General features: G+C 67.3%; 18 protein-coding genes. 8 read left to right on the forward strand and 10 right to left on the reverse strand.

Translation table 11 applies throughout. The features are described 5' to 3' along the window. Window positions 1-108: 108 nt before the first annotated feature. Window positions 109-1,389 carry an acyltransferase family protein gene (locus ACWZHB_RS15135; RefSeq protein ID WP_427908579.1) on the forward strand — a complete coding sequence of 427 codons (1,281 nt, stop codon included), beginning with the start codon at window positions 109-111 and terminating at the stop codon, window positions 1,387-1,389. Window positions 1,390-1,391: 2 nt separating this feature from the next. On the opposite strand, the gene ACWZHB_RS15140 is transcribed toward ACWZHB_RS15135, so the two are convergent. Next, entirely contained in the window at window positions 1,392-2,225 is an 834-nt protein-coding gene (locus ACWZHB_RS15140) for a tRNA (adenine-N1)-methyltransferase (protein WP_427908580.1), read from the reverse strand. 175 nt (window positions 2,226-2,400) lie between these two features. Between ACWZHB_RS15140 and ACWZHB_RS15145 the strand changes: the two genes are divergently transcribed. Continuing rightward, window positions 2,401-3,300 carry a RecB family exonuclease gene (locus ACWZHB_RS15145; RefSeq protein ID WP_427908581.1) on the forward strand — a complete coding sequence of 300 codons (900 nt, stop codon included), beginning with the start codon at window positions 2,401-2,403 and terminating at the stop codon, window positions 3,298-3,300. A 95-nt stretch (window positions 3,301-3,395) separates the two neighbouring features. Beyond that, window positions 3,396-3,797, forward strand: coding sequence for a nuclear transport factor 2 family protein (locus ACWZHB_RS15150; protein WP_427908582.1), 402 nt, complete (start codon window positions 3,396-3,398; stop codon window positions 3,795-3,797). Between the two features lie 19 nt (window positions 3,798-3,816). On the opposite strand, the gene ACWZHB_RS15155 is transcribed toward ACWZHB_RS15150, so the two are convergent. Further along, window positions 3,817-4,944 (reverse strand): YeiH family protein, encoded by a 1,128-nt coding sequence (locus ACWZHB_RS15155; protein WP_427908583.1) that lies wholly within the window; start codon window positions 4,942-4,944, stop codon window positions 3,817-3,819. Further along, on the reverse strand, window positions 4,944-5,078 hold the full coding sequence (locus ACWZHB_RS15160) for a hypothetical protein (RefSeq protein ID WP_427908584.1): 135 nt from the start codon (window positions 5,076-5,078) through the stop codon (window positions 4,944-4,946). The genes ACWZHB_RS15155 and ACWZHB_RS15160 overlap by 1 nt, the downstream gene beginning before the upstream one ends. A gap of 417 nt (window positions 5,079-5,495) precedes the next feature. Between ACWZHB_RS15160 and ACWZHB_RS15165 the strand changes: the two genes are divergently transcribed. The 5 genes from ACWZHB_RS15165 (at window position 5,496) to ACWZHB_RS15185 (ending at window position 13,915) form a co-directional block, all read left to right on the forward strand. Then, window positions 5,496-5,690 carry a hypothetical protein gene (locus ACWZHB_RS15165; protein ID WP_427908585.1) on the forward strand — a complete coding sequence of 65 codons (195 nt, stop codon included), beginning with the start codon at window positions 5,496-5,498 and terminating at the stop codon, window positions 5,688-5,690. Window positions 5,691-5,793: 103 nt separating this feature from the next. Beyond that, entirely contained in the window at window positions 5,794-6,180 is a 387-nt protein-coding gene (locus tag ACWZHB_RS15170; protein WP_427908586.1) for a hypothetical protein, read from the forward strand. 27 nt (window positions 6,181-6,207) lie between these two features. Beyond that, entirely contained in the window at window positions 6,208-6,825 is a 618-nt protein-coding gene (locus ACWZHB_RS15175) for a hypothetical protein (protein ID WP_427908587.1), read from the forward strand. 3 nt (window positions 6,826-6,828) lie between these two features. Beyond that, the gene (locus ACWZHB_RS15180) at window positions 6,829-13,467 is read left to right on the forward strand and encodes a putative T7SS-secreted protein (protein ID WP_427908588.1); all 6,639 of its coding nucleotides are present in this window, start codon (window positions 6,829-6,831) and stop codon (window positions 13,465-13,467) included. A gap of 76 nt (window positions 13,468-13,543) precedes the next feature. Next, window positions 13,544-13,915: a hypothetical protein gene (locus tag ACWZHB_RS15185; protein ID WP_427908589.1), complete on the forward strand. Its 372-nt coding sequence runs from the start codon at window positions 13,544-13,546 to the stop codon at window positions 13,913-13,915. Between the two features lie 59 nt (window positions 13,916-13,974). Here the strand turns inward: ACWZHB_RS15185 and hisG are convergent, their stop codons facing one another. From hisG to ACWZHB_RS15220, 7 genes are all read right to left on the reverse strand, one after another. Continuing rightward, entirely contained in the window at window positions 13,975-14,826 is an 852-nt protein-coding gene (gene hisG, locus ACWZHB_RS15190; protein WP_427908590.1) for an ATP phosphoribosyltransferase, read from the reverse strand. 55 nt (window positions 14,827-14,881) lie between these two features. Further along, window positions 14,882-15,145 carry a phosphoribosyl-ATP diphosphatase gene (locus ACWZHB_RS15195; RefSeq protein ID WP_056809947.1) on the reverse strand — a complete coding sequence of 88 codons (264 nt, stop codon included), beginning with the start codon at window positions 15,143-15,145 and terminating at the stop codon, window positions 14,882-14,884. A gap of 73 nt (window positions 15,146-15,218) precedes the next feature. Further along, complete coding sequence (locus ACWZHB_RS15200; RefSeq protein ID WP_427908591.1) at window positions 15,219-17,039, reverse strand: choline/carnitine O-acyltransferase; 1,821 nt, start codon at window positions 17,037-17,039, stop codon at window positions 15,219-15,221. Between the two features lie 9 nt (window positions 17,040-17,048). After that, window positions 17,049-17,864: a class I SAM-dependent methyltransferase gene (locus tag ACWZHB_RS15205; RefSeq protein ID WP_427908592.1), complete on the reverse strand. Its 816-nt coding sequence runs from the start codon at window positions 17,862-17,864 to the stop codon at window positions 17,049-17,051. 12 nt (window positions 17,865-17,876) lie between these two features. After that, window positions 17,877-18,740, reverse strand: coding sequence for a HalD/BesD family halogenase (locus tag ACWZHB_RS15210; RefSeq protein ID WP_427908593.1), 864 nt, complete (start codon window positions 18,738-18,740; stop codon window positions 17,877-17,879). Between the two features lie 180 nt (window positions 18,741-18,920). Continuing rightward, a complete protein-coding gene (locus ACWZHB_RS15215) occupies window positions 18,921-19,592 on the reverse strand; it encodes an HAD family hydrolase (RefSeq protein WP_427908594.1) in 672 nt (223 codons plus the stop codon). Between the two features lie 79 nt (window positions 19,593-19,671). Further along, window positions 19,672-21,747 (reverse strand): serine/threonine-protein kinase, encoded by a 2,076-nt coding sequence (locus tag ACWZHB_RS15220; protein WP_427908595.1) that lies wholly within the window; start codon window positions 21,745-21,747, stop codon window positions 19,672-19,674. Between the last annotated feature and the right edge of the window lie 135 nt (window positions 21,748-21,882).

Genomic DNA, 21,882 nt, shown 5'->3' on the forward strand with positions numbered 1-21,882 from the left:
TGGTCGATTCGGCACTCCCGATCGCATCCGCACACTCGAGTAGTCCCCCCCGGCGACCGGGTAGTTCCGCGCTGGGAGTGTGCGGCGAATTCTGCGATCGTCTGTGCCATGAGTGTTGTTCCCAGCGTCGCGGTGGTGTCCGCGAGCACTCCGGCCGATCGTGACCGGTTCCTGGATCTGCTGCGTATCGCGTCGCTGGTGATCGTCGTCGCGGGGCACTGCCTGATGCTGACCGTGACAGCGTCCGGCACCGAGGTGCATTTCGGCAATGTGCTCGCTGACCTGCCGATATTGCAGCCGCTCACCTGGGTGCTGCAGGTGCTTCCACTGTTCTTCTTCGCCGGGGTGGCCGCCGGGGCGCGCGGCGTCAGGCCCGGGACGTCATGGGGCGCTTGGCTTTTCCGGCGTACCCAGCGGCTGGTGCGACCGCTCGGCTACTTCGTGGCGGCCTCGGCGGTGCTGCTGGTGGTGGCCGATCTCGTGCTCGCGCCGGGCTGGCATCGTCCGCTCGCGGTGACGAGTGTGCAGCTGCTGTGGTTTCTCGGGATGTATCTGGCGGTGCTGGCGTGTGTGCCGGTGCTGGCGGCGCTCGTCACCAGTGGTCGCCGGCTGTTCGTCGTGGTGGCGGTGATCGTGAGCGTCATCGCGGTCGTCGACGCGGTGCGGCTCACAGGCGGCCCCGCTGAGCTCGGCTATCTGAATTTCATCGGCTGGCTGGTGCCCGCGGCGCTCGGAATCGGCTATCTGCGCGAACTGCTGTCCCGGCGAACCGCCGCGGTACTCGCCTGCGCGGTGCTGGTCATCGATGTGGCGCTCGTGCTGGTCGGACCGTACGAGGCGAGCCTGGTCACCGTGCCTGGTCAGCGACTGTCGAATCTGGCGCCGCCGTCGCTGCTGCTGGCCGGGCACGCGGTGATGCTGTGCTGCGCGGCCGTCGCCGTGGCGCCCCGGCTGCGCAGGCTCGCCACCCGCCCGCGGGTCTGGTGGTTGACGGTCATCGGCAACACCGGCGCCATGACGCTGTACCTGTGGCACATGCCCGCGCTGCTCACCGTGCTCGTGCTCAGCCATCTGGCCGGACTCGACCGCACGACACCCGCCGAGCCTGGATTCTGGCTGCTCACCGCGGTGCAGCTCGCCGCCACCGCCGCGCTGACCGGTGTGCTGTTCCTGACGTTGCGCGGCCTGGAGAACACTCCGCTGCGCTGGTGGGACGGCCCGGTGGCCGCGGTGCGCGGGGTCAGGTCGGCCGCCGTCGTACTCGCCGTGATCGCGGCCGGGCTCGCGATCCTGCAAGCCACCCGCTGGGGACTCACCCCGGACGGTCGGGCGTGGTTCGCAGGCGGCGCGGCAGCGTTGCTCGCCGCCCGCCTGCTCACCCGCGCGTAACGTCAGCCCTTGGACGGACGCCGCTGCGGCTTGGGCGTGACGGTGCCCTCGGCCAGGCGCCGCGCGCTCACCAGGAACGCGGTGTGGCCCTGCATCCGGTGCTCAGGCCGCACCGCAAGACCGACGACGTGCCAGCCACGCACCATCGACTCCCACGAACGCGGTTCGGTCCAGCATTCCTGCTCGCGCAGCGCCTCGACCACCTTGGACAGCTGGGTGACGGTGGCGACGTAAACCACCAGCACACCACCCGGAACCAAGGCCTTCGACACCGCGGGCAACGCGTCCCACGGCGCGAGCATGTCGAGCACCACACGGTCGACCGGCTCGCCCTCGTAGGCGGCCACATCGGCGATCGTGATCGACCAGTTCGGCGGACGTTCACCGAAGAACGTCTCCACATTGCGGACGGCGTGCTCGGCGTGGTCGTCGCGGATCTCGTACGAGATCACTTCGCCCTCGGGCCCGACGGCACGCAGCAGCGAGCAGGTCAGCGCGCCCGATCCGGCGCCGGCTTCCAGCACGCGCGCACCAGGGAACACATCGCCCTCGTGCACGATCTGGGCGGCGTCCTTGGGATAGATGACAGCCGCACCGCGTGGCATCGACAGCACGTAGTCGGTGAGCAACGGCCGAAGGGCCAGATACGGGGTGCCGTTGACCGACTTCGCCACGGTGCCCTCGTCCTTGCCGATGAGGTCGTCGTGCTTGATGCCGCCGCGATGGGTATGGAATTCCTTACCCTCTTCCAGCACCACCGTGAACAGGCGTCCCTTACCGTCGGTCAGCTGCACGCGGTCCCCGATAGCGAATGGACCGGTTCGTCTGGCCGTCATGAATCTCCTTCTTCGAGTGGACCCATCAGCCTGCCAGGCGCGGCGATTCCCGCGCTCGACGGGTCAGCTGTTTCACCGCAGCCAACGCCCGGTCTGGCTCGGTCAGCGAGCGCGGCCACCGTGACCGGTCCCGTCTCGCGCTATCGTGTCGGTGGTTGCGGTTAACCTGCGAAATATGTCAGCGCCCTTGTCCGTGCCTCTGCCCGATGACACCGCCGACGCGCCGGTACATCGGTCGCGTCCGGCGTTGTCGCCCTCGCGGGCAAGCGATTTCAAGCAGTGCCCGTTGAAGTACCGGTTGCGGGCGATCGATCGGGTGCCGGAACCGCCGTCGCGGGCCGCGGTGCGTGGGACCGTGGTGCACGCGGTGCTGGAAGACCTGTTCGTGTTGCCCGCGGCCGAGCGTCAGCCCGAGCGCGCGGCGGAGTTGGTGCCCGCAGCGTGGGAGCGGGTGCGGGCCGAGCGCGACGGGGTGGACGAACTCGTCGCCGCCGACGGGCCGCAGGCACTGTTCGACGAGGTGCGAAAGCTGGTCGCGAGCTACTACGAGCTCGAGGACCCGCGGCGGTTCGAGCCACACGCGCTGGAGGAACGGGTCGAGGTCGACCTCGACGGTGATATTCCGCTGCGCGGTTTCGTCGACCGAATCGATTTGGCGCCCAACGGCTTACTGCGCGTTGTCGACTACAAGACCGGTCGCTCGCCGGGCCCCCTGCACGAAGCGCGCGCCCTGTTCCAGCTCAAGTTCTATGCCCTGATGATCCTGCGGACCCGCGACATCGTCCCGGCCCAGCTGCGCCTGATCTATCTGGCCGACAAGAACATCCTCACCTACACCCCCGACCGCGAGGAATTGGACCGCTTCCAGCGCATTCTCACCGCACTCTGGCAAGCCATCACCGACGCGGGCAGAACCGGTGACTTCCCGCCGACCCGCAACTCGATGTGCAAATTCTGCGATTTCAAACCCCTGTGCCCCGAATACGGCGGCACGCCACCGCCCTACCCGGGCTGGCCCGTGCAAGCCCCAGTCCCTGCCGATCTGGTGACAGAACGCCTCCCCGAAGACGTGTGACCGCTGAACTGCTCGCATCGGCACATCGATTCGAGGGAGTCCGGTTAAGCTGCGAACACCCTATGCAACTCGTTGAATATGAGGTGAGCTGACAGATGCATCCTTTCCGCGCGGCGGTCGAAGCACGCGACGTTGTGGCCATCGAGGCACTGCTGGCCGAGAATGTGGTCTTCACCAGCCCGGTCGCCTTCCAGCCCTATCCCGGCAAGGCCATCACCGCGGCCATCTTGCGTGCGGTACTCCGCGTGTTCGAGGACTTCCACTACGTGCGTGAGATCGGCGAGGGACGCGATCACGCCCTCGTGTTCGAGGCCACCGTGGACGGCAAGCACCTCACCGGGTGCGATTTCGTCCACCTCGACGAGGACGGAAAGATCGACGAATTGATGGTGATGGTCCGCCCGCTGTCGGCCGCGACGGCCCTGGCCGCGCGGATGGGCGAGCAGTTCGACCGGATCAAGGCTGAGGCGACCGCGAGCAGCCGGGCCGATTCCTGAGGCTGCTCGCGGCGGGCACTCAGACCGCGAAGTCGCGGAACAGCAGTACCGAGAGACCGAGGCCGACAGCCAGATTGACGACTACCGCCGAACCGAAGACCACGATCGGCCGCCACCCCGCTTCCCGCAGGCCACGCAGCGAGAACTCCAGACCGATGGAGACGAAGGCCAGGATCAGGAACCAGGTGCGCAAGTCGTTGATGACCGCGATGTGCGCGGCGCCGGTCTTCTTGTCCACCGACTGCAGATAGAGCGTGCCGATGATCGACGCCACGATGAAACCGAGGACGAATTTCGGGAACCTGGACCAGAATTCGCCGATGCTCGGCCGCGCGGCGCCCTCGGTCCGATCCACCCGGAACGCGAACCACGCGGTGAGCGCGATCGCGACGAGCCCGATCAGCGCGTTCTGCGTGGTCTTGACGATCGTGGCGATCTGCAGCGACTCCTCCCCCGCCAGCGCACCCGCGGCCGCCACCGCGGCGGTGGTGTCGATATTGCCCCCGATCCACGCGCCGGCCACCGCATCGGAGAGCCCGAAAACATCAGCGAGCCAAGGCAACAGGAAGATCGACGGCAACGCGAAGATGATCACCAGCGACGCGACATAGGCGATCTGTTCCCGCCGCGCCTGCACCGCCCCCGCCGCCGCGATAGCCGCGCTCACCCCACAGATCGACACCGCCGACGACAGCAGCGCCCGCAGCTTGTCATCGAGCCCGAGCACCCCACCGAACCACCAGGTGAACCCGAAAACGATGGTGATCAACGCCAGCGCCTGCACGATCGACGGCGCGGCGGCCGTCACCAAGATCTTCAGATTGATCGAAGCACCGAGCAGCACCACCCCGGTCTTGATGAAGAACTCGGTCCGAAACCCGGCCGAAAGTCGTTCCCGCAGACCGAGTCTGCCCAACACCACATTGCCGGCGAGCCCGATCGCGATGGCATATACCGGGTACTCGACCGACTTCGCCACCCGTTTCAACGGAGTGCCGGCTACCCACTGCGGCACCTGGGTGTCGAAGAACCGCGTCAGTGCCCCGAGCGCGAGCACGACCAGAATGCCCGCCACGATGTCGGTCGCCGTCGGCCGCGAATTCGCCTGCAGCGCCGCGGTTTCCGTCGTGGTTTTCGATTCGGCCATCACGGCACCAGCCAATCGGGAATCGCCCCGACCAGAACCAGTCCGATCAGGACGAGCCCGACGACAGTGGCCAGCCAGTCTTCGTTCCAGCTGAATGCGCTACCCGGCCGCGGCTCGGGCTGTATCTGCGACACGACGACTCCTTGCGTTCCTCTCGGGAAACGCAAGGTAGCAACGGGACCGCGCGAGTACACCGATTGCACTCACCCTGAATCAATCGTCGCGGTCGCGGCCGGGGTGCCGCGCGGGAACTACCGCAGGCGGCGTTCCTCTTCCGCTTCCAGCCGGCGCCGCTCCTCTTCGCGCTCGACCTGCTCCTTCTCGATCTTTTCCTCGTGCTCGTCCTTGTTCGACATGTTCGCCCCGATCATGGATTGTCCGGAGAAATCTGCCGTCCAGCCTACTCGCGGCGCAAGGCCGAGCGCCGGTGTCGACCCGGCACGCACGGTGACGGCGCAGGCCCCCGATGTTCCGGGTCTCCCTGGAGCACCGCATCCTCCGTAGTATGCGGGTCGAGTACCACCAGCTAATCCGCACGGCGAGGAGACATGATGAACCGCAGCCTGTCCAGGACCGTCGCCGCCGCCGGTATCGCGCTCGCGATGGGAATCTGTCCGGCCGTCGCCTCGGCGACAGCGCCGACCGGCGCCCAGCCCATCATCGTCGGCATGCCGACGGCACCGTTCGACCCGCACTGCCCCCTGTGCTTCGTGCGTGAGGCGCTCGAAAGTCTCTCCGCGGCGTAAACACATCTGCCCCGACTTCCTCTGCTTTCCGAGTGCGGAAACGTGCCAGTAGAATGCCGGGCGAGGGTGAAAGCGAGTGCGGCACAGCGGGGAGGCTGATTCGATGTCCGACGGCGACGGCCGCGAGCGCCTCCGCGCTGAGATCGCTGCGTTCTATGCGGGATTCGGGCAGCCGACGGCCTTGCGTGCCGCGTTCCGGCAGGCCGCGCTCCTCGTTCCGTTGACAGCCGATGATCATGTCTTCTTCTCGCAGGTGGGTGGCGTCGACTGGTTGTGCACCTTCACCAGCATCGAGGAGTACGCCCGATTCATGGCGACTCGCGGTCAGCTACAGGACGGCGGCGTTGACGCGAACCGCGAGTACCGCCACCACTGGCTGTTCGGCTGGCGACTGCAGGAATACGTCGAGTCCCGCGCCGAACCCGCCGGAATCACGATCGACATCGTGGGTTCGGCACCGATGGCGTTTCCACCGGACGTCGCCGGGTAATTCAACTGATTTCGGGAGGGGAGCGCGATGACGAAACTCGAGGTCGATCCGTCGGTCCTGCAGCAAGCCGCGAAGGGCATCGAGGACACCATCGGTCAACTGTCGGAGTTGGGAATCGGCGAGACAGGCAATATGGGCCGGGGCTTCGCGCTGCTCACACTCTCGACCCTGGAGGCCGGCAAACACACGGTGCAGAAGACTTTCGAGGAGTTCACCGAACGGTGGTCCTGGGGCGTGCGCGCGCTGGTCCAAGGAGGAAACTCGATCGCGCGGACTCTCGGTTTGGCCGCAGGTCGTTATGACGAAATGGATGCCAAGGCCAACGGCACGCTCAAGAAGATGTGGACGCACATGGCCGGCAATCCGCATCTGTCCGACGAGGAGATCACCCAGCGTTCCTGGGGCGATACCTTCGCCGACAACTCCTTCAATCACATCCGCAACGCGGACTACAGCATGAAGTCGTTTCAGGACGCCAACCAGACCATTCAGACCAATATGAAGGTCGTCGAGGCGGTCGGTCCGCAAGCGCTGGCGAATGTGAGCCCGGTGAGCGGTCTCGTCAGCGGTGAAACGCCGGGTTGGAACACCGGTGCCGCCCAGCGGGCGGGCGAGATCATGAAACAGGGGCAAGGGGGGCAGTAGTCCGTGGGAATCGGCGACTTCATCGACAAAGTCGGAAGCGCGATCGAGGACGGTGTCGAGGATCTCGTCGAGGGTGCCGGGCAGGTCATCGATGACGGCCTGGACATGGTCGGTGACGCGGCCGGGTATGTCGGGCTGGACAGTGTCGACGACGCACTCGACGACCTGGGCGACAATATCGCCGCCGCGACCGGCGGCGATGTCGAAGAGGAAGAACTCGGCCAGACCGAGGACCCCAAGGAGCTGATCCTGGGTGAGCCGTCCGAAATCGGTTCCACCGCCGAGACATTGAAGAAGATGGCCGCGGCGATCGAGTCGACCGGTCAGGCGTTGCAGAAGATCGACGCGGCCGCATGGACCGGCAAGGGCGCGGACGCGTTCAACGAGGTCTATGACAAACAGCCGAAACTCTGGTTCGACGGCGGCGATGCCATGACGGCGGCGGCGGGCGCCCTGGAGGCGTGGCAGAACGAGGTCAAGACCGCACAGGACAAGGCGGGCACTGCCATCGAACGATGGAAGGCCGCCCACGCCGAGGAAGTCCGGCAGAAGAACTGGTGGAACTCGCTGACCGGCGAGCAGCAAGCACAGAATCCGCTGGTCGACACCTGGACATCCCTGCGCAACGAAGCGCGAGAGATCCTGCGGGGCGCCCGGATTCAACGTGACAACGGGGCGTCGATCGCCGACGGTGCGCTGGCCGCGGCTACCGAGAAGGCGCCGAAGGAACCCCCTTTCAGCGAACGGTGGATCGCCAATATCTCCGATCTCGGTGGCGTACTCGAGCACGGAGCGCTGAATTTCTCCGCCGGGTTGCTGACCAGCCTGACCGGGCTCGTGCAGTTCGTGCGCCAGGTGAATCCGACCGATATCTACAACATCACCCACCCGGCTGATTACGTCGAAGGGCTGTCCAATCTCGGTACCGGACTCGTTGTCGCCGTGGCGGATCCCGGCGCGACCGTCGACGCGATCCTGAAGGATGCCAGGGCAAACCCGTTCGAGTTCGTCGGTGCGCTCACCGGCGATGCGCTGCTCACCGCCGCCACCGGTGGTGGGGGTAGCGCGAAAGTCGCCATCAGTGCATTGAAGAAGGTCACCGACGCGGGCAGAAGACTTCCCGACGGCGGTTCCGGTCCGAGCCCGCACAACCCGAGCTCGCACCGTCAGAACCCAACCGGCGAAGGCGCCCCGACCAGGCATAACGACCCGACGGGGCAGACCGGCGAACGACAAGGCGCCGGCCTTCCGGATTCCGATCGAGGGCCCGCCCCGGAAGGACGCCCGATCGAGGGTGCACCGCAACGAGAAGCACCGACCCAGCGAACCGAGGACACCGGCGACGCATACTCGCCGACATCGGACCACACTGAGCCGCGGCACTCCGAGCCGCCGGCGCGCACGGAGCGCGACGAGCCGTCGACCCCCACCGAAACCCCCAGCAGCACACCCGATCCCGAACCCACCCGACAGTCCGAGCCCACGCCGACACCGGACCGCACCCCCGATGCCGACCCACCAACGAGCCGGCCGGAACCGCGTCCGGAAGCGGCAGCCACATCAACCACTGACTCGACGCCCAACCAACGCGCAGATCAAACACCGGCTCAGCAGACCGACCACACACCGACCCAACGCACCGACCCGACCCTCGACCAGCAAACCGATCGCACCCCAACCCAACGCACCGACCCAACGCCCACCCAGCAGACCGACCCAACGCCCACCCAGCAGACCGATCACACACCAACCCAACGCACCGACCCGACGCCAGCCCAGCAGACCGACCACACACCAACCCAACGCACCGATCCGGCGTCGACGCACCAGACGAACCCGGATTCACCAGCGACTCCGCACGGGGACTCGCCCCGCTCGCAGGCGGATTCCGACACCACGCCGCACACGGATCAGGACACTGACCCGACGCAACACCGCGATCCCGACCGCACACCGCGCGAGGACAGCTCGGCGCCGGAAACCCGGCTGAACCTCACCGGGGACCGAACGCCGCACACGAACGACGCCCCGGCCGACGTCGACACCCGACCGACCGGGCACCCGGATCCGACGCCACAGACCTCGAGCCCCACCACACCTGTCGCAGGCTGGCAACCCGGTCACAGCACCAATCCCGACAACAGCCCCGCACACCGACCGACCCCCGACGCACAGCCAGCGCGGACCCATCCCGGGGCCACGCCGTCCCACCCGCCGCAATCACCCCGCGGCGATTCGATACCACAACGGCCACACCACGATCCAGGCACAGGACCGCGGAAATCCCCGGACTCGCCACGCGCCGGCGCGGCGCCCGACCCGGCCGTGCGCGCGAACGGACACTCGCCACTTACCGCCGGACCCCACCCGGACTCGCCGACCAGGTCGACGCCAGGACACACGCCGGCCCGCGCGGATGCCGAAGCCCCTGCCCGCCCACACCCCGATTCCCACGGCCGAGGACCGGACCACGACCCGGACAAACCCCGCGATCGCACCGACAGACGCTCCCCAGACCATGAACCAGCGCCGAAAGATCGCACGCCCGAACGCGATCCGGCCACACCCACCGACCGCACACCGAACCGGGATTCGAACACTCCCACCGACCGAACGCCACACCGCGACACCGACCCCGATCACGACTCCCCCACCGAGCGCGACCGAGACACCGACAACGATCGCGATACCCCCACCGCGCAAGACCGCGCCGACGGCGACCGCGACGCACACGACGAGGCACGTAAATCCGGCGCCGAACACGATCGGACGCCGGACCAGAAGACCTGCTCCACCGACCCGGTCGACATCAGCACCGGGGAATTCCTGCTCCCCGAAACCGATGTGGAGCTGGCCGGGGTTCTACCGCTGGTGCTGCGGCGGTCCCATCATTCGAATTACCGCTTCGGCCGGTGGTTCGGCCCTTCGTGGTCGGGAACGCTGGATGCCCGGGTTGTCGCCTCGGACGAAGGTGTCACCTTCATCGGCGAAGACGGCATCATGCTGGCCTACCCGCACGCCGAGGCAGGAGAGCCGGTCCGGCCGCTGACCGACGGCCAGGGCTGGTCGTTGACCCGCACCGATGCCGGCGGCTACCGCGTGTGGGATCAACGGCGGGAACTGATCTGGCATTTCGCACCCGAACCGGTTCTCGATGGCCTCGAGGTCATGCTCGGAAACTACGCGGTGTCGGCGATCACCGACCGGCACCACAACCGCATTCGGTTCCACTACGACGCCGACGGCGTTCCGGTCGAGGTCTCACACTCCGGCGGTTACCGGGTCCGGGTCGAAACCGCACACGGCCGGATCACTGGTCTCGCCCTGATCAGCGATGATCCCGAGCTCGGCGAAACGACGATCCCGCTGCGCGAATTCGACTATGCCGCCGGTCAATTGATGGCGGTGACCAACGCCGTCACGGCGACGACATGCTACACCTACGACGCCGAGCACCGGATGACCTCGTGGACCGACTCGAACGGCAATCGGATGGTGAACACCTACGACGAGTCCGGTCGCGTGATCCACCAGCGCGGCAGTGCGGGAATACTCAACTGCGACTTCGACTATGTGGAGTTTCCCGGCGGCGCGGGCAGGCTGACCGCCGTCACCGACTCCATCGGCGCGGTCACGAGCCACGGTTTCGATCGCGATCTGCAGTTGCGCGACCTCGTGACCCCCGATGGTGGCCATTTCCATACCGACTACAACGCCGAACGCAAACCTCTGACCGTCACCGGCCCCGACCCGGCCACCATCACCACCTACCGCTACAACGGCGCGGGTGATCCGGTGGAAATCACTCGGCCCGACGGTGTCTCGATCGACTACGAGTACACCTGGCGGAACCGGCCGACCACGATCACCACGGCAGACGGTGCGGTGCACCGGCGTGAATGGTCCGACAACGGCGACCTGACCGCCGCCATCGACCCCTCCGGATCTCGCACCGAGTTCACTTTTCACCGATCCGGGGCGCTGGCAAGCGTCCTGGCCGAGGGCGTACGAACCACCGTCGACGTCGACGCCGCCGGGTTGCCGATCGCCCTGGTCGATCCGCTCGGCGCGACCACGCGCATCGAACGCGATGCCGCGGGGCGTCCCGTGCGCACGGTCGATCCCGCCGGTGCGGTCACCCTGTACCAATGGTCACCGGCCGGAAACCTGCTTCGCAGAACAGAACCCGACGGTCGCCACGAATCGTGGGCCTATGACGGCGAAGGCAACCTCGTCGCCCACACCGATCCCGCGGGTGGGGTCACCGAATACTCCTACGGCGCGTTCGATCTGCTCGAATCACGCACCGACTCGGACGGATCGATCACCCGCTACGGATGGGACACCGAACGGCGCCTCACCGCCGTCCGCAATCCGCTCGGCCAGACCTGGACCTACGCGTACGACACGGCGGGACGCCTGATCGCCGAAACCGATTACGGCGCAGCGACTACCACCTACACCTGGGACTCGGCAGGACGGATCGCCACCGTCACCCCGGCGACCGGGGTCACCCGCAGGCACCGGTACGACATTCTGGGCAGGCGCACCGAGATGGTCACCGACGACGGTGACCTGATCCGATACACCTACGACCAGGCGGGTCGAATCCGCACCGCACGCACCGGAAACGGTGCGGCGCGGGGCCACACCGTCGAATACACCTACGGCCCCACCGGCCTGCTCGAGTCCGAGCAGGTCGATGCCCGGCCGCCGATGCGGTTCACCTACGACCAGCACGGCCGCCGCATCGGCCGCACCAGCCCGACCGGTGCGGAAACCAGCTGGCATCACGACCTGGCGGGCCGGGTCGACCGCATCGGCATCGGCACTCACGACGTCACCTTCGAATACGACCTCGCCGGTCACCTCACGTGCTGGCGCACCGGCGAGATCGCGGTCAACCGCCAGGTCACCGCGCTCGGACAGCTCCTCGGACAGGAGGTGACCGCGTTCCCCGCCCGCCTCGTGTCGCTCGACCTCGACCGACCCGCGCGCCCGGCCCCACGCCGGGTGCGCCGCGACGAATTCCTGTACCGCGCAGACGGATACCTCACTTCGCACACCACCGCCCGCCCGAATGCCCCCGCCCTGCACCGCGACTACGCACTCGATACCAGAGGCCGGATCACAACCGTCGCGCACAACGACCATCCGGCCGAGCGCTACAGCTACGACCCGCTCGGCAACATCACCGCGGGAGCGCAATCCGCGGCCCCGCCCACCCTCCGTACGTATCGCGACAACCTGCTGATCCACGACACCCGCAGCCGCTACGACTACGACCGCGCGGGCCGCCTCATCCGCAAGACCGCAGGCGAACACACCTGGCATTACCGCTACAACAGCTTCGACCAGCTCATCGACGTCTACACCCCCGACCGCCAGTGGTGGCACTACACCTACGACGCCCTCGGCCGCCGCACCACCAAACAACACCTGACCGACGACGGCACCGTCCTCGAACGCATCGACTTCACCTGGGACGACACCCGCCTGATCGAAAGCACCACGGCGACAACAACAACCCGCTGGGACTACCAACCCGGCACCCATACCCCTCTCACCCAGTCGATCGACCGACCGACCTCCGCCGAGTTCTGCGCGATCATCACCGACCTCGTCGGCACACCCACCGAACTCATCGACCCCACCACCGCCGAACCCACCGCGACCGCCACCACAACCCTCTGGGGCCACACCACCTGGCACGGCACGACCAGCACCCCGCTGCGCTTCCCCGGCCAATTCCACGACCCCGAATCCGACCTGCACGACAACCTCCACCGCGTCTACAACCCCCACACCGCCCGCTACCTCACCCGGGACCCGCTCGGCCTCACCCCCGCACCCAACCCCCACACCTACCCCCACAACCCCCGAACCTGGCGCGACCCCCTCGGCCTGATCCCGGACGAGTGCAAAGACCCAACGCCCGATCCCGACGGCGACCGCACCCCCGACCCGCACTCCGTCACCCCGCCCGACCCCACACCGGCGCAGCCGACCGTCGATACCGGCCAACTCCCCGTTGCCCCGGAAACGGTCCCCGATCCCAACACCTCGTCGGGCGCCGGCCGAACGGGGACGGGTGACGAGTCGCCAGAAGGACTTCGAGAGCCACTACAGGACGAAATCATCGACGGGCGTCGAACGATCATGGACCAGAACGGAGTGCCACATGTGCTGTCCGACACTCCCGACAACGCCGCATCCGCGGCCGCGCGGGATTTCTTGAACGACGAGCTGGCTCGCACGGGCCGAGCCTACGACCCTCGCACCGGAAATGGATCGCAGGTCTTTTTCCAAGACGACCTCAATCGCTTGATGGAGAAAGGACATATCAACGGCACCGTGACGGGCACTACCGCTGATATGGTCGAGGTAACTTGGCGCAATGGACACATTACCGAGGTCCGTTCGATAGATGCCACCGAATCGTCGGGAATGAATGCCGACAATATTCGGCGAACTCTTATGAACAAGCTCGCCGAGGGGCGTAAATATCAAACCGAACGAGCTATATTCGTAGCCAAGAACGATGAGCAAGCACGCCTGGTCGCGGAAGCAGTGGCTGACGAACCGAGGGTACGAGTAATCAACCCCGCCACCGGATTTGACAGTGGTCCGGGCTGGCAATGACGATGAACCGTTCCGGACCAGATCTCGCAGCGCTGAACATGGAGGACACCCGGTGAGTAGGTTTGCGGAAGTTATCGTGCTCGCACGCGACGCCGAGGAGGTCATGCGGCCACTGACCGAGCCGGACCCGAATCGCGAATGGCACCAACGCTTCACTCCGATCGACGATTCGAAGTTCTCCGGCGAAGGCGCCGGCTCGGAGGAATGCTATATGTGGGTGATTCAATTCTATCGACACAATTGGTCAGGCCTGCTTGCGCATCTCGAACAGATCGAATGGCCGGACCCATCCTCGGTGCAAGTTCTGATCCACGACGAGGACGACGATTGCTTCGGCCTCTGGATGATGTTCGATGGAATATTGCGGGAAGTTCCGATCCCCGCCACCAAACGCGAAGCATTCGCCGGCTCGCCGACGGGGACATTGATCAGAACAGACCGAGGCTAGGGCGCGGATCGTTACGCCCCCACCCGGAAGACAAGGTGAGGGGCTTCGAACGGAACGGCTCAGAAGGCTCGGCAGGAGCGGATGTCGGTGGCGAGGATGGCCTTGGCGCCGAGGTCGGCCAGTTGGTCCATCAGTTCGTTGCCCTGCTTGCGCGGGACGAGCGCACGCACGGCGACCCAATCGGGGTCGGTGAGGGGCGACACGGTCGGCGACTCGAGGCCGGGGGTGATGGCGACGGCTTGGTCGAAGAGCGACTTGGGGCAGTCGTAGTCGAGCATCAGGTACTGCTGGGCGAAGACGACGCCCTGGATGCGGTTGATGAGCTGGTTGCGGGCGCGGTCGTCGCGATCGGAACCGGTGCGTTCGATGAGCACGCCTTCGGAGTCGCACAGGGACTCGCCGAACGCGATCAGGTTGTGCTGGCGCAGGGTCCGGCCGGAGCCGACCACGTCGGCGATCGCGTCGGCGACACCGAGCTGGATCGAGATCTCGACCGCGCCGTCGAGGCGGATCACCTCGGCTTCGATGCCGAAGCGGGCGAGGTCGGCGCGGACCAGGTTCGGGTAGGAGGTGGCGATGCGCTTGCCCGCCAGATCCTCGACCTTCCAGTCCTCGCCGGCGGGGGCCGCGTAGCGGAAGCTGGAGCGGCCGAAGCCGAGTGAGAGGCGCTCGCTGACCGGGGAACCGGAATCGAGGGCCAGGTCGCGGCCGGTGATGCCGAGGTCGAGCTCACCGGAGCCGACGTAGATGGCGATGTCCTTGGGACGCAAGAAGAAGAACTCGACCTGATTCGCGAGGTCGAGGACGGTCAGCTCGCGGGAGTCGGTGCGTTTGCGGTAACCGGCTTCGCTCAGGAACGAGACGGCGGCTTCCGACAGCGAGCCCTTGTTGGGAACTGCGACGCGCAACATGGGATTGGGGTCCTTTCGGGGGAAGTGGAACGTGTCGATCGGGACGGATCAGCCGTCACAGATGTCGGTACACGTCCTCGAGCTTCAGCCCACGACCCAGCATCATCACCTGGACCCAGTACAGCAGCTGGGAGATCTCCTCGGCGAGCGCTTCATCGCTCTCGTGCTCGGCGGCCAGCCAGATCTCGCCTGCCTCCTCCAGGACCTTCTTGCCCTGGAAATGAACGCCTGCGTCCAGCGCGGCCACGGTGCCAGAGCCCTCGGGGCGGGTCTGGGCACGCTCGGTCAGCTCGGCGAACAGGGATTCGAAGTTCTTCACGAGTAGAGATTGTTTCACACCCGACCCAGCGGTTTTCCCGGCGTACCGCGCGATGCGGCACGCCGGGAAACGATCATGCCGGTTCGGTGAGCAGTTCGCGCAGGTCGGCTACGGCTGTGCGCAGGTGGTCGGCGAAGGCGTACATCTGGTCGGACACCGATTTCGGGGTGGCCAGGTAGATGTTCCAGCGATCCGGGAGCAGCACGTAGGCGATGCCGATGCAGCGCGGGCTGGTCGAGCCGAAACCGAAGTAGCGGATGTACTTCGACGGGGCCGAGCTGGTCGACAGGTAGTCGTCGCGCATGACCGTCCAGCCGGGGCTGTCGAACAGCGCGATCCGCTCATCAGCGACGCCGAGCTGAACGCCGCGCCGACGCTGGATCCACTCCAGCTCCCACAGGTGCTGCTCGGGCGCCTGCCCGGCCTGGCATTCCTTCGCCCGGGCGACATGGGCGGACGCCGCGGTGCGCGCGGCGGCCAGTTTGGTCGCCTGATCGGCATCCGGCGAGAGCATCGCGTCGACGAACGCCACCATCTCCGGGGTCACCACCCGCATGGCCTCGGTGCGGCCGTTGCGGTACTGCCGGGTGGCGATGGATTCGTAGGTCGCGCCGGTCAGCCCCTTGCTGCGCCGGTGGGCGAGCTGGTAGCTGAGCTGCGCGAAGGCATCGGGTGAGATGCCCAGCTTCTTGGCCTCGCCGGTGCCGAAGTCGTCGAACGACACCAGCGAGGTGGCCGTATCGGCGGCGAAGCGGGCGAAGTCGGCGCCCGCCGCGGCGATGTCGGCGCGGGCGGCCGAATCGAGCACGAACTCGATCGGCTCCACCGAGGGCAACCCCTGCGATTGCGCCCCGTTGGTTGCCGCGTGGTCCTGGGCGGTCCGCTCGAGCAGCGCGTCGACGAACGACAGCACGGTGGTGCCGTCGAGCCCACAGTGCTCGATATTGATGCCTGCCTGACCGTCGGCGAAGACGATGAACGACACCGACTTGTCGAAGTAGCGGTTGCCGCTGTCACCGTGGAGCAGCTGATCGCAGGCGTGCAGTTCGTCGCGGGGCGCGAAGTCCTCGAGACACACCGAGAACAGTGCCGTCTCCACCGCGTCGAAGGCCACGACATTGGCGGGCTCGGTGCGCAGTACCTCGCGGCTGCGAGCCCAGGCCGCACGGGCTTTCGTGGTGAGATGCCCCACCGAGGTGTCGGTCGCGGCGGGCTTGGTGCCGCCCTTGATCACCGCGCGCAGCCCGTCGACCACGTCGTCGAACGCGTACGGCGCGCCGTCGGGTCCGATGACATCCATCCGGAAGATGTTGCCGCGGTAGAAGACCGCGATGTGGCGGGCATCCGAGGGCCCCGGCCATTCCGGGCTGTAGGGCTTGCGGACGCTGTCCTGGATCTCGCCCGGAATCCGGGTCTCGGAGAACAGGTACTCGTTCTGCCACATCGACAGTGCCTGCCCGCGCTGGGTCACCGGCGGGATCTTCTCCGCGTCCAGTGCCAGCTTGTAATCGACTGCCGCCTCGATGATCGCGGCGGCCCGCTCGGCCTGCCCGGCCGGCGTCGACGCGGCGAGCGGGGTGTCGTCACGGAACAGGAACACGAAGTTGGCGTTCAACGCGATCCGGTCCCGACGGCCCAGATACCGCGACGGCCAGAATTCGTCGAGCCAGCTGCCGACGCCGGGGGTGGCGTCGTACTCGGCGAGCGCGGCGTGCAGGGCGCGCCCCGCCCCACCGGGGCGCAGCAGCTCGGCTACCGCGCCCTCGGTGGTGGCGTAGTCCTCGGCGCCGAGCAGTGGCTGACACCATTGCAGGAACCGCGCGCAGCTGTCGTCCAGACTCGGCAGCGGTACCCGGGGCAGCGTGTCTTCGGCGGCGAACGTGGGTTGGTTCAATCCAAGTCCTCAGGTCTCGATGGGATGCGGGCGGGACAGGAACAGGTTGGCGTAGAGCCAGCCTTCTGCTTCGTGGTCGGTGGTGTCGATTCCCTTGGCCGCCAACGCATCCAGCACCTGTTCGCGTTCCTGCGCCGAGGCGAACCTCCGCTGCTGGAACATACCGGGACGCTGCTCGCTGCGATAGCCGAGCGCGGCCAGTTCCTCGGCGATGGGACCGAAATCGAACATCCGTAACACGAAATGCGCCATCCACGGTCGCTTGCGCGGGTCTGCCTGGGCGACCCTGGACAGGGTTTTCTCGGTGATGTAGCCGACGCATCCGGTGGAGATCACCAGATCGGCGGAGGCGAGCACACGGCGCTGCGCCTCGGTGGGCTCGGTGGCCTCGAGGTCGGCGTGCACGTAGTCGTGCAGGAATCCGGCGGCGTGGGCGTAGGTCAGCGCCGGGCGTGCGGCGTCCATCCCGATGAAGCGTACGTCGGGCATGAGGTCGCCGCGCAACCGCTCCCGGTCCGCGGCGATCAGCCCGACCTTGTCGGTGTCGCCGTGATCGCGGTAGTGCCGGGCCAATTCGTCGACGGTGGTGTCGCTGCGCAGCAGGGCCGCGTTCACCCCGTAGGAGCAGCCGAGGTCGAGAACCGTAGGAATCCGGCCCGGCCGTGCGGCCCGCAGCTGACGCAGCTGCTCGGCGAAGTGCGGCTTTGCCAGTTCCGGGATCCGGTAGTCCAGATCGTTCATCCGCTCGAAATACGCGCGTGGATCCGGACTTTCGTAGATGTCGTCGAAGGATGCTTTGCCGGTGGTGTGCAACGGAACGGACATGGGCGGTTCCTCTCAGTCGAGCAGTCGGTCACCTCGGACGGCGTCGGCCGAGGCGGCCACGTGGTCGGGCAGGACACGGCCGAACAACTGCCTGGTGCGTTCGACCGTGCCGATCACCCCTGGACGGTCCGTGTAGGCGAAAATCGCCGAATGTCGTTGTCCCGCACCGGCTACCTCGGTGACGCGATGCAGGGAGAAGCGGCCCTTGAACAGCTGCAGATCGCCGGGGCGCAGTTCCAGCGCGCGGATGAACCGGGTGCCGTCACCGGTGAGCACGTCGCGCACATCGTCGAGGTGCTCGGCGTGTGGGTCGCGGATATTGGGGCAGTACTCGAACACGCCGCCGGCTTCGGGCTTGCGGGTGAGCATGCTCACAGTGAACTCGTTGGTGTCGAAGTGCCACGGGTGCGACATCCCCGGCTCGACCACGTTCAGGCACAAACCCGCCAGCGGGTCGGCGAATTCGTGCAGATCGTCGAGTTCGAAGCAGTCGGCGACGAAACGCTGGAACACCGGGTCGGTGTAGAGGCGGTGGATCAGCGCCTCGGCGGGGATGCGGTCGCGGGCCACGAAAGCGTTGCCGCGGTCGAGCACGATCCGAGCCGGATGGCCGGCGGGCAGGTCGGCATCAAGGGGGATGTTGTAGGCGTTGACCCGCTCCACCTCGTAGTGGGCGTGCGGCGCGATCGCCTCACCCTCCACGCGCAGCGTCTCCAGCAGCTGCGGCCGGATGAACTCGCGCAGGACCGTGCAGCCGTCCTCGGCCAGTTCGGCGCGGGCGGCCTCGATCGCCGCCTGCCTGCCGGAACCACCGAGATCGGTGAGTGGATACCGTGCGATATCGACGATTTCGTCAAGCCCCCGCGTGCCCGTCATGTACCCAGTTTGCGGGAATATTCGGGCGCGCGCTCGTGGTTTCGACAAATCGGGCATATCCCGGGCAGATCACAATCGTGCGAAATCAACTGTGTGGCAACAGTTTTCGTAGATTCAACCTGTGTTTCGATACAATCACGGTAGGCTATTGCGCCCTATCACGCACGGCCGCCGAAAGATTCAGATGCGCGCGTCGAGTGCGGCCCGCAGATCGTCGATCGACAATCCGATCAACGACTCCCGGAATACCCGCCCAGGCGCCTCGGGAACCGCGATCTCGCACGGGATCACAATCAGACCGCAGCCCGCACCCTGCGCGGCGAGGGAGCCGGTCGGCGAATCCTCGATCGCGACACACGCACTCGGGTCGACCCCGAGCAGTTCGGCGGCGCGGCGGTAGATGGCCGGATCGGGCTTGCCGTGCGGCACTTCGTCACCGCAGACGGACGTGTCGAAGAAGTCGCGGCCCAGGGTGTCGAGGCCGTATTCGGTGAGCGAGCGCTTGGTGTTGGTCACCAGCGCGCACCGCAGGCCCGCCTCGCGCACCATCGCGAGGGCGTCCTTGGCGCCGGGTCGCCACGGGATCGGGCCGAGCATCAACTCGGTGACCCGGCGTTCGAGGAACTCCCCCGCCTCGGCGATCGTCTCCGGCGTCGGCACCACGCCGATGCCGTCGAAGAGCATGCGCAGGGCGTTCGGGCCGGAGGCGCCGATCAGGGCGTGGCGGACCTCGTCGGTCAGCTCGCGGCCGTGTTCGCGGGCCAGTTCACGAACCGCTATGTCCCACAGCTTCTCCGAGTCCAGGAGCGTGCCGTCCATGTCCCACAGCACCGCGGCCGGTCGCGCGCTCACCTGTTACTCGCCTCGTTCTCGTCACATATCGCGTCGGTGACCGGCGGTCGCCGGACCCGTTCAGGGTAGCGGGTGCGCCTCAGACGCCCGAGCCGGCGATCTGCAGGTTGCCCGCGTCGCCGGAGACCTGGATCCAGCGATTCTCCGAGGTCACGGTGCCATTCGTGAGCTGGTAGGTGAGGGTGACGACCGCGCGGTTCTGGCCGCTGGGGGTGATCGAGCCGACAGTCACCGCCCGCACCGACGACCAGAACGACGAGTACTGCCCGAATCCGCCGGTCTGCGCCTGGTAGCCGGGCGCGAGCTGGGCCCACGCACCGCCGATGTTGCCGGGCAGCATGCCGTAGTACCCGGCGATGAACTGATTGATCCGGTCCGGGGTCGGCGGGCCGACCGGCGTGGTGGTGACGGTCGTGCCGGTCGGTTTCGCGGTAGTGGGGGTGGGCACGGCCGAGGTGCTGGTCGGCGTCGCGCCGGTGGTGGTCGCGCCGCCGGGGACGGCCGCGGGCGGGGCAGGCACGGTGATCGTCTCCTGTTCGGGCACGATCACGACGGTGCTCACCTTGCCGTCGACCATGGTCGTGACGGTGACCGGCGAGGCGGGGATCTGGGCTTGCTGATCGGCCTCGCCGCCCCGGTCGCGGGTCACGACCAGCACCACGAGCATCACGGTGAAGGCAGCGACCGCGGCCGCGAGGAGTAGCACCGCGCGGTTGTTGTTCAGCCGGTCGGTACGTGACGGCGAGGCAGCGAACGCGGGATGCAGGCCAGATCCCGGCGCCGGAGCAACCGCGGCGCGGGCGCGGGCGTCCGCCTCGGCACCGGCACGTTCGACACCGGCCGAGTTCGATCCGGCGGCATCACGCGGCCGCACAAGTCCGGGATCGCCCGCCGCTGCTTGGCCGACCGCACCACTCGCCGCATGCCCGGTCCCGGCCGACGCCCCCGGACCGACGCCCGCCGCCGGGCCGACACCGCGGGGAGGCTTCGAGCCGTGCCCACCGGAAGACGCCGACGTGGCATCGCCCGAGGCTGCCTGTCCGACCCCGCCCGAAGCCGCCTGACCGCGACCGCCGGAAGCCGCCTGACCGGCCTCGGCGGATGCTGTCTGCGCGCCAGAGGCCGGCGATGTGCCCGTGGTCTCGCCTGTCGAGTTTCGACCCGAGATCACCGATCGGGCGGCCTTCGCCATGGCCCAGCCACTGCCGAACAGTGCGGCCGCGCCGGATTTCGCCGCCGCTCCCCCGTTCGAGGCCGACTCGGGCCGGGCGATCATGGTCGTGTCCGCTTCGCCGATCGGCAGCATCTTCGTCGCCGTGGCGGGCAGCGCCGGAACCCGGCCCGCCGCGACATCTTCCAGCGCGACGCGCGCCTGCGCCATCGTCGGCCGGTCATCGGCGGACGCGGTCAGCAGCCACATCAGCACCGGGGCGAGCGGGCCCGCGTTCTTCGGTTCGGGCACCACACCACGCGCGACAGCGTGCAGCACCGCGAGCGGGTTGTCGCCCTCACCGAAGGGCGGCGCGCCTTCGGAGGCGGCGTAGAGCGTGGAGCCGAGGGCGAACACGTCGGCCGCGGGTTTCGGGTTGTCGCCGCGCGCGATCTCGGGCGCCAGGTACGCGGGGGTGCCCGCCAGGAACCCGGTGGCGGTGACGGTGACGTCGCCGGTCGCGTGCGAGATGCCGAAGTCGGTGAGTTTGACCGTGCCGTCGTCGCCGACGAGCAAGTTGGCCGGTTTCACGTCGCGGTGCATGATCCCGGCGTCGTGGGCGGCCGACAACGCGGCGGCGGCCTGTGCGCCGATCCCGGCCACATCGAGCGGCGGCAGGGTCACCCCGCCCGCCAGCTTCACCGCCAGGCTCGGCGCGTTCATGTATTCCATGACCAGCCAGGGCTGGCCGTCCTCTTCGGCGACGTCGAAGACGGTGATGGCGTTGGGATGGTGCAGGCGCGCGGCGATCCGGCCTTCCCGCATGGCGCGTAGCTTGCCTTCGAGCGCTTGCGTTCCCGTGAGTCCCGGCGCGAGCAGCACCTGTTTCACGGCGACGGTGCGTCGCAGCCGGACGTCGGTGGCACGCCACACGACTCCCATCGCGCCCGTGCCGATCGGGTCGGTGAGTCGATAGCGTCCTGCGATCAACCGATCCGATGTCATATTTTTGTGCCCCTCCTGCTTACCGCTGAGTCGTCTCGCCCTCCGCGCCACAGCGGGATGAAACTTTCGAAAATCCTACGTGCTGAACTACTTCGATCTTGTTGCGGGACAGCGCGGCCCAGGCCGCCGCACCGC

It is taken from the genome of Nocardia sp. FBN12, assembly GCF_054031145.1.

Bases quoted from the DNA above. Each gene is read 5' to 3' on its own strand.
- ACWZHB_RS15155 (WP_427908583.1), bottom strand. From the start codon at position 4,944: ATGGCCGAATCGAAAACCACGACGGAAACCGCGGCGCTGCAGGCGAAT.
- hisG (WP_427908590.1), bottom strand. From the start codon at position 14,826: ATGTTGCGCGTCGCAGTTCCCAACAAGGGCTCGCTGTCGGAAGCCGCC.
- ACWZHB_RS15140 (WP_427908580.1), bottom strand. From the start codon at position 2,225: ATGACGGCCAGACGAACCGGTCCATTCGCTATCGGGGACCGCGTGCAG.
- ACWZHB_RS15205 (WP_427908592.1), bottom strand. From the start codon at position 17,864: ATGTCCGTTCCGTTGCACACCACCGGCAAAGCATCCTTCGACGACATC.
- ACWZHB_RS15165 (WP_427908585.1), top strand. From the start codon at position 5,496: ATGAACCGCAGCCTGTCCAGGACCGTCGCCGCCGCCGGTATCGCGCTC.
- ACWZHB_RS15220 (WP_427908595.1), bottom strand. From the start codon at position 21,747: ATGACATCGGATCGGTTGATCGCAGGACGCTATCGACTCACCGACCCG.
- ACWZHB_RS15210 (WP_427908593.1), bottom strand. From the start codon at position 18,740: ATGACGGGCACGCGGGGGCTTGACGAAATCGTCGATATCGCACGGTAT.
- ACWZHB_RS15170 (WP_427908586.1), top strand. From the start codon at position 5,794: ATGTCCGACGGCGACGGCCGCGAGCGCCTCCGCGCTGAGATCGCTGCG.
- ACWZHB_RS15175 (WP_427908587.1), top strand. From the start codon at position 6,208: ATGACGAAACTCGAGGTCGATCCGTCGGTCCTGCAGCAAGCCGCGAAG.
- ACWZHB_RS15150 (WP_427908582.1), top strand. From the start codon at position 3,396: ATGCATCCTTTCCGCGCGGCGGTCGAAGCACGCGACGTTGTGGCCATC.
- ACWZHB_RS15145 (WP_427908581.1), top strand. From the start codon at position 2,401: ATGTCAGCGCCCTTGTCCGTGCCTCTGCCCGATGACACCGCCGACGCG.
- ACWZHB_RS15135 (WP_427908579.1), top strand. From the start codon at position 109: ATGAGTGTTGTTCCCAGCGTCGCGGTGGTGTCCGCGAGCACTCCGGCC.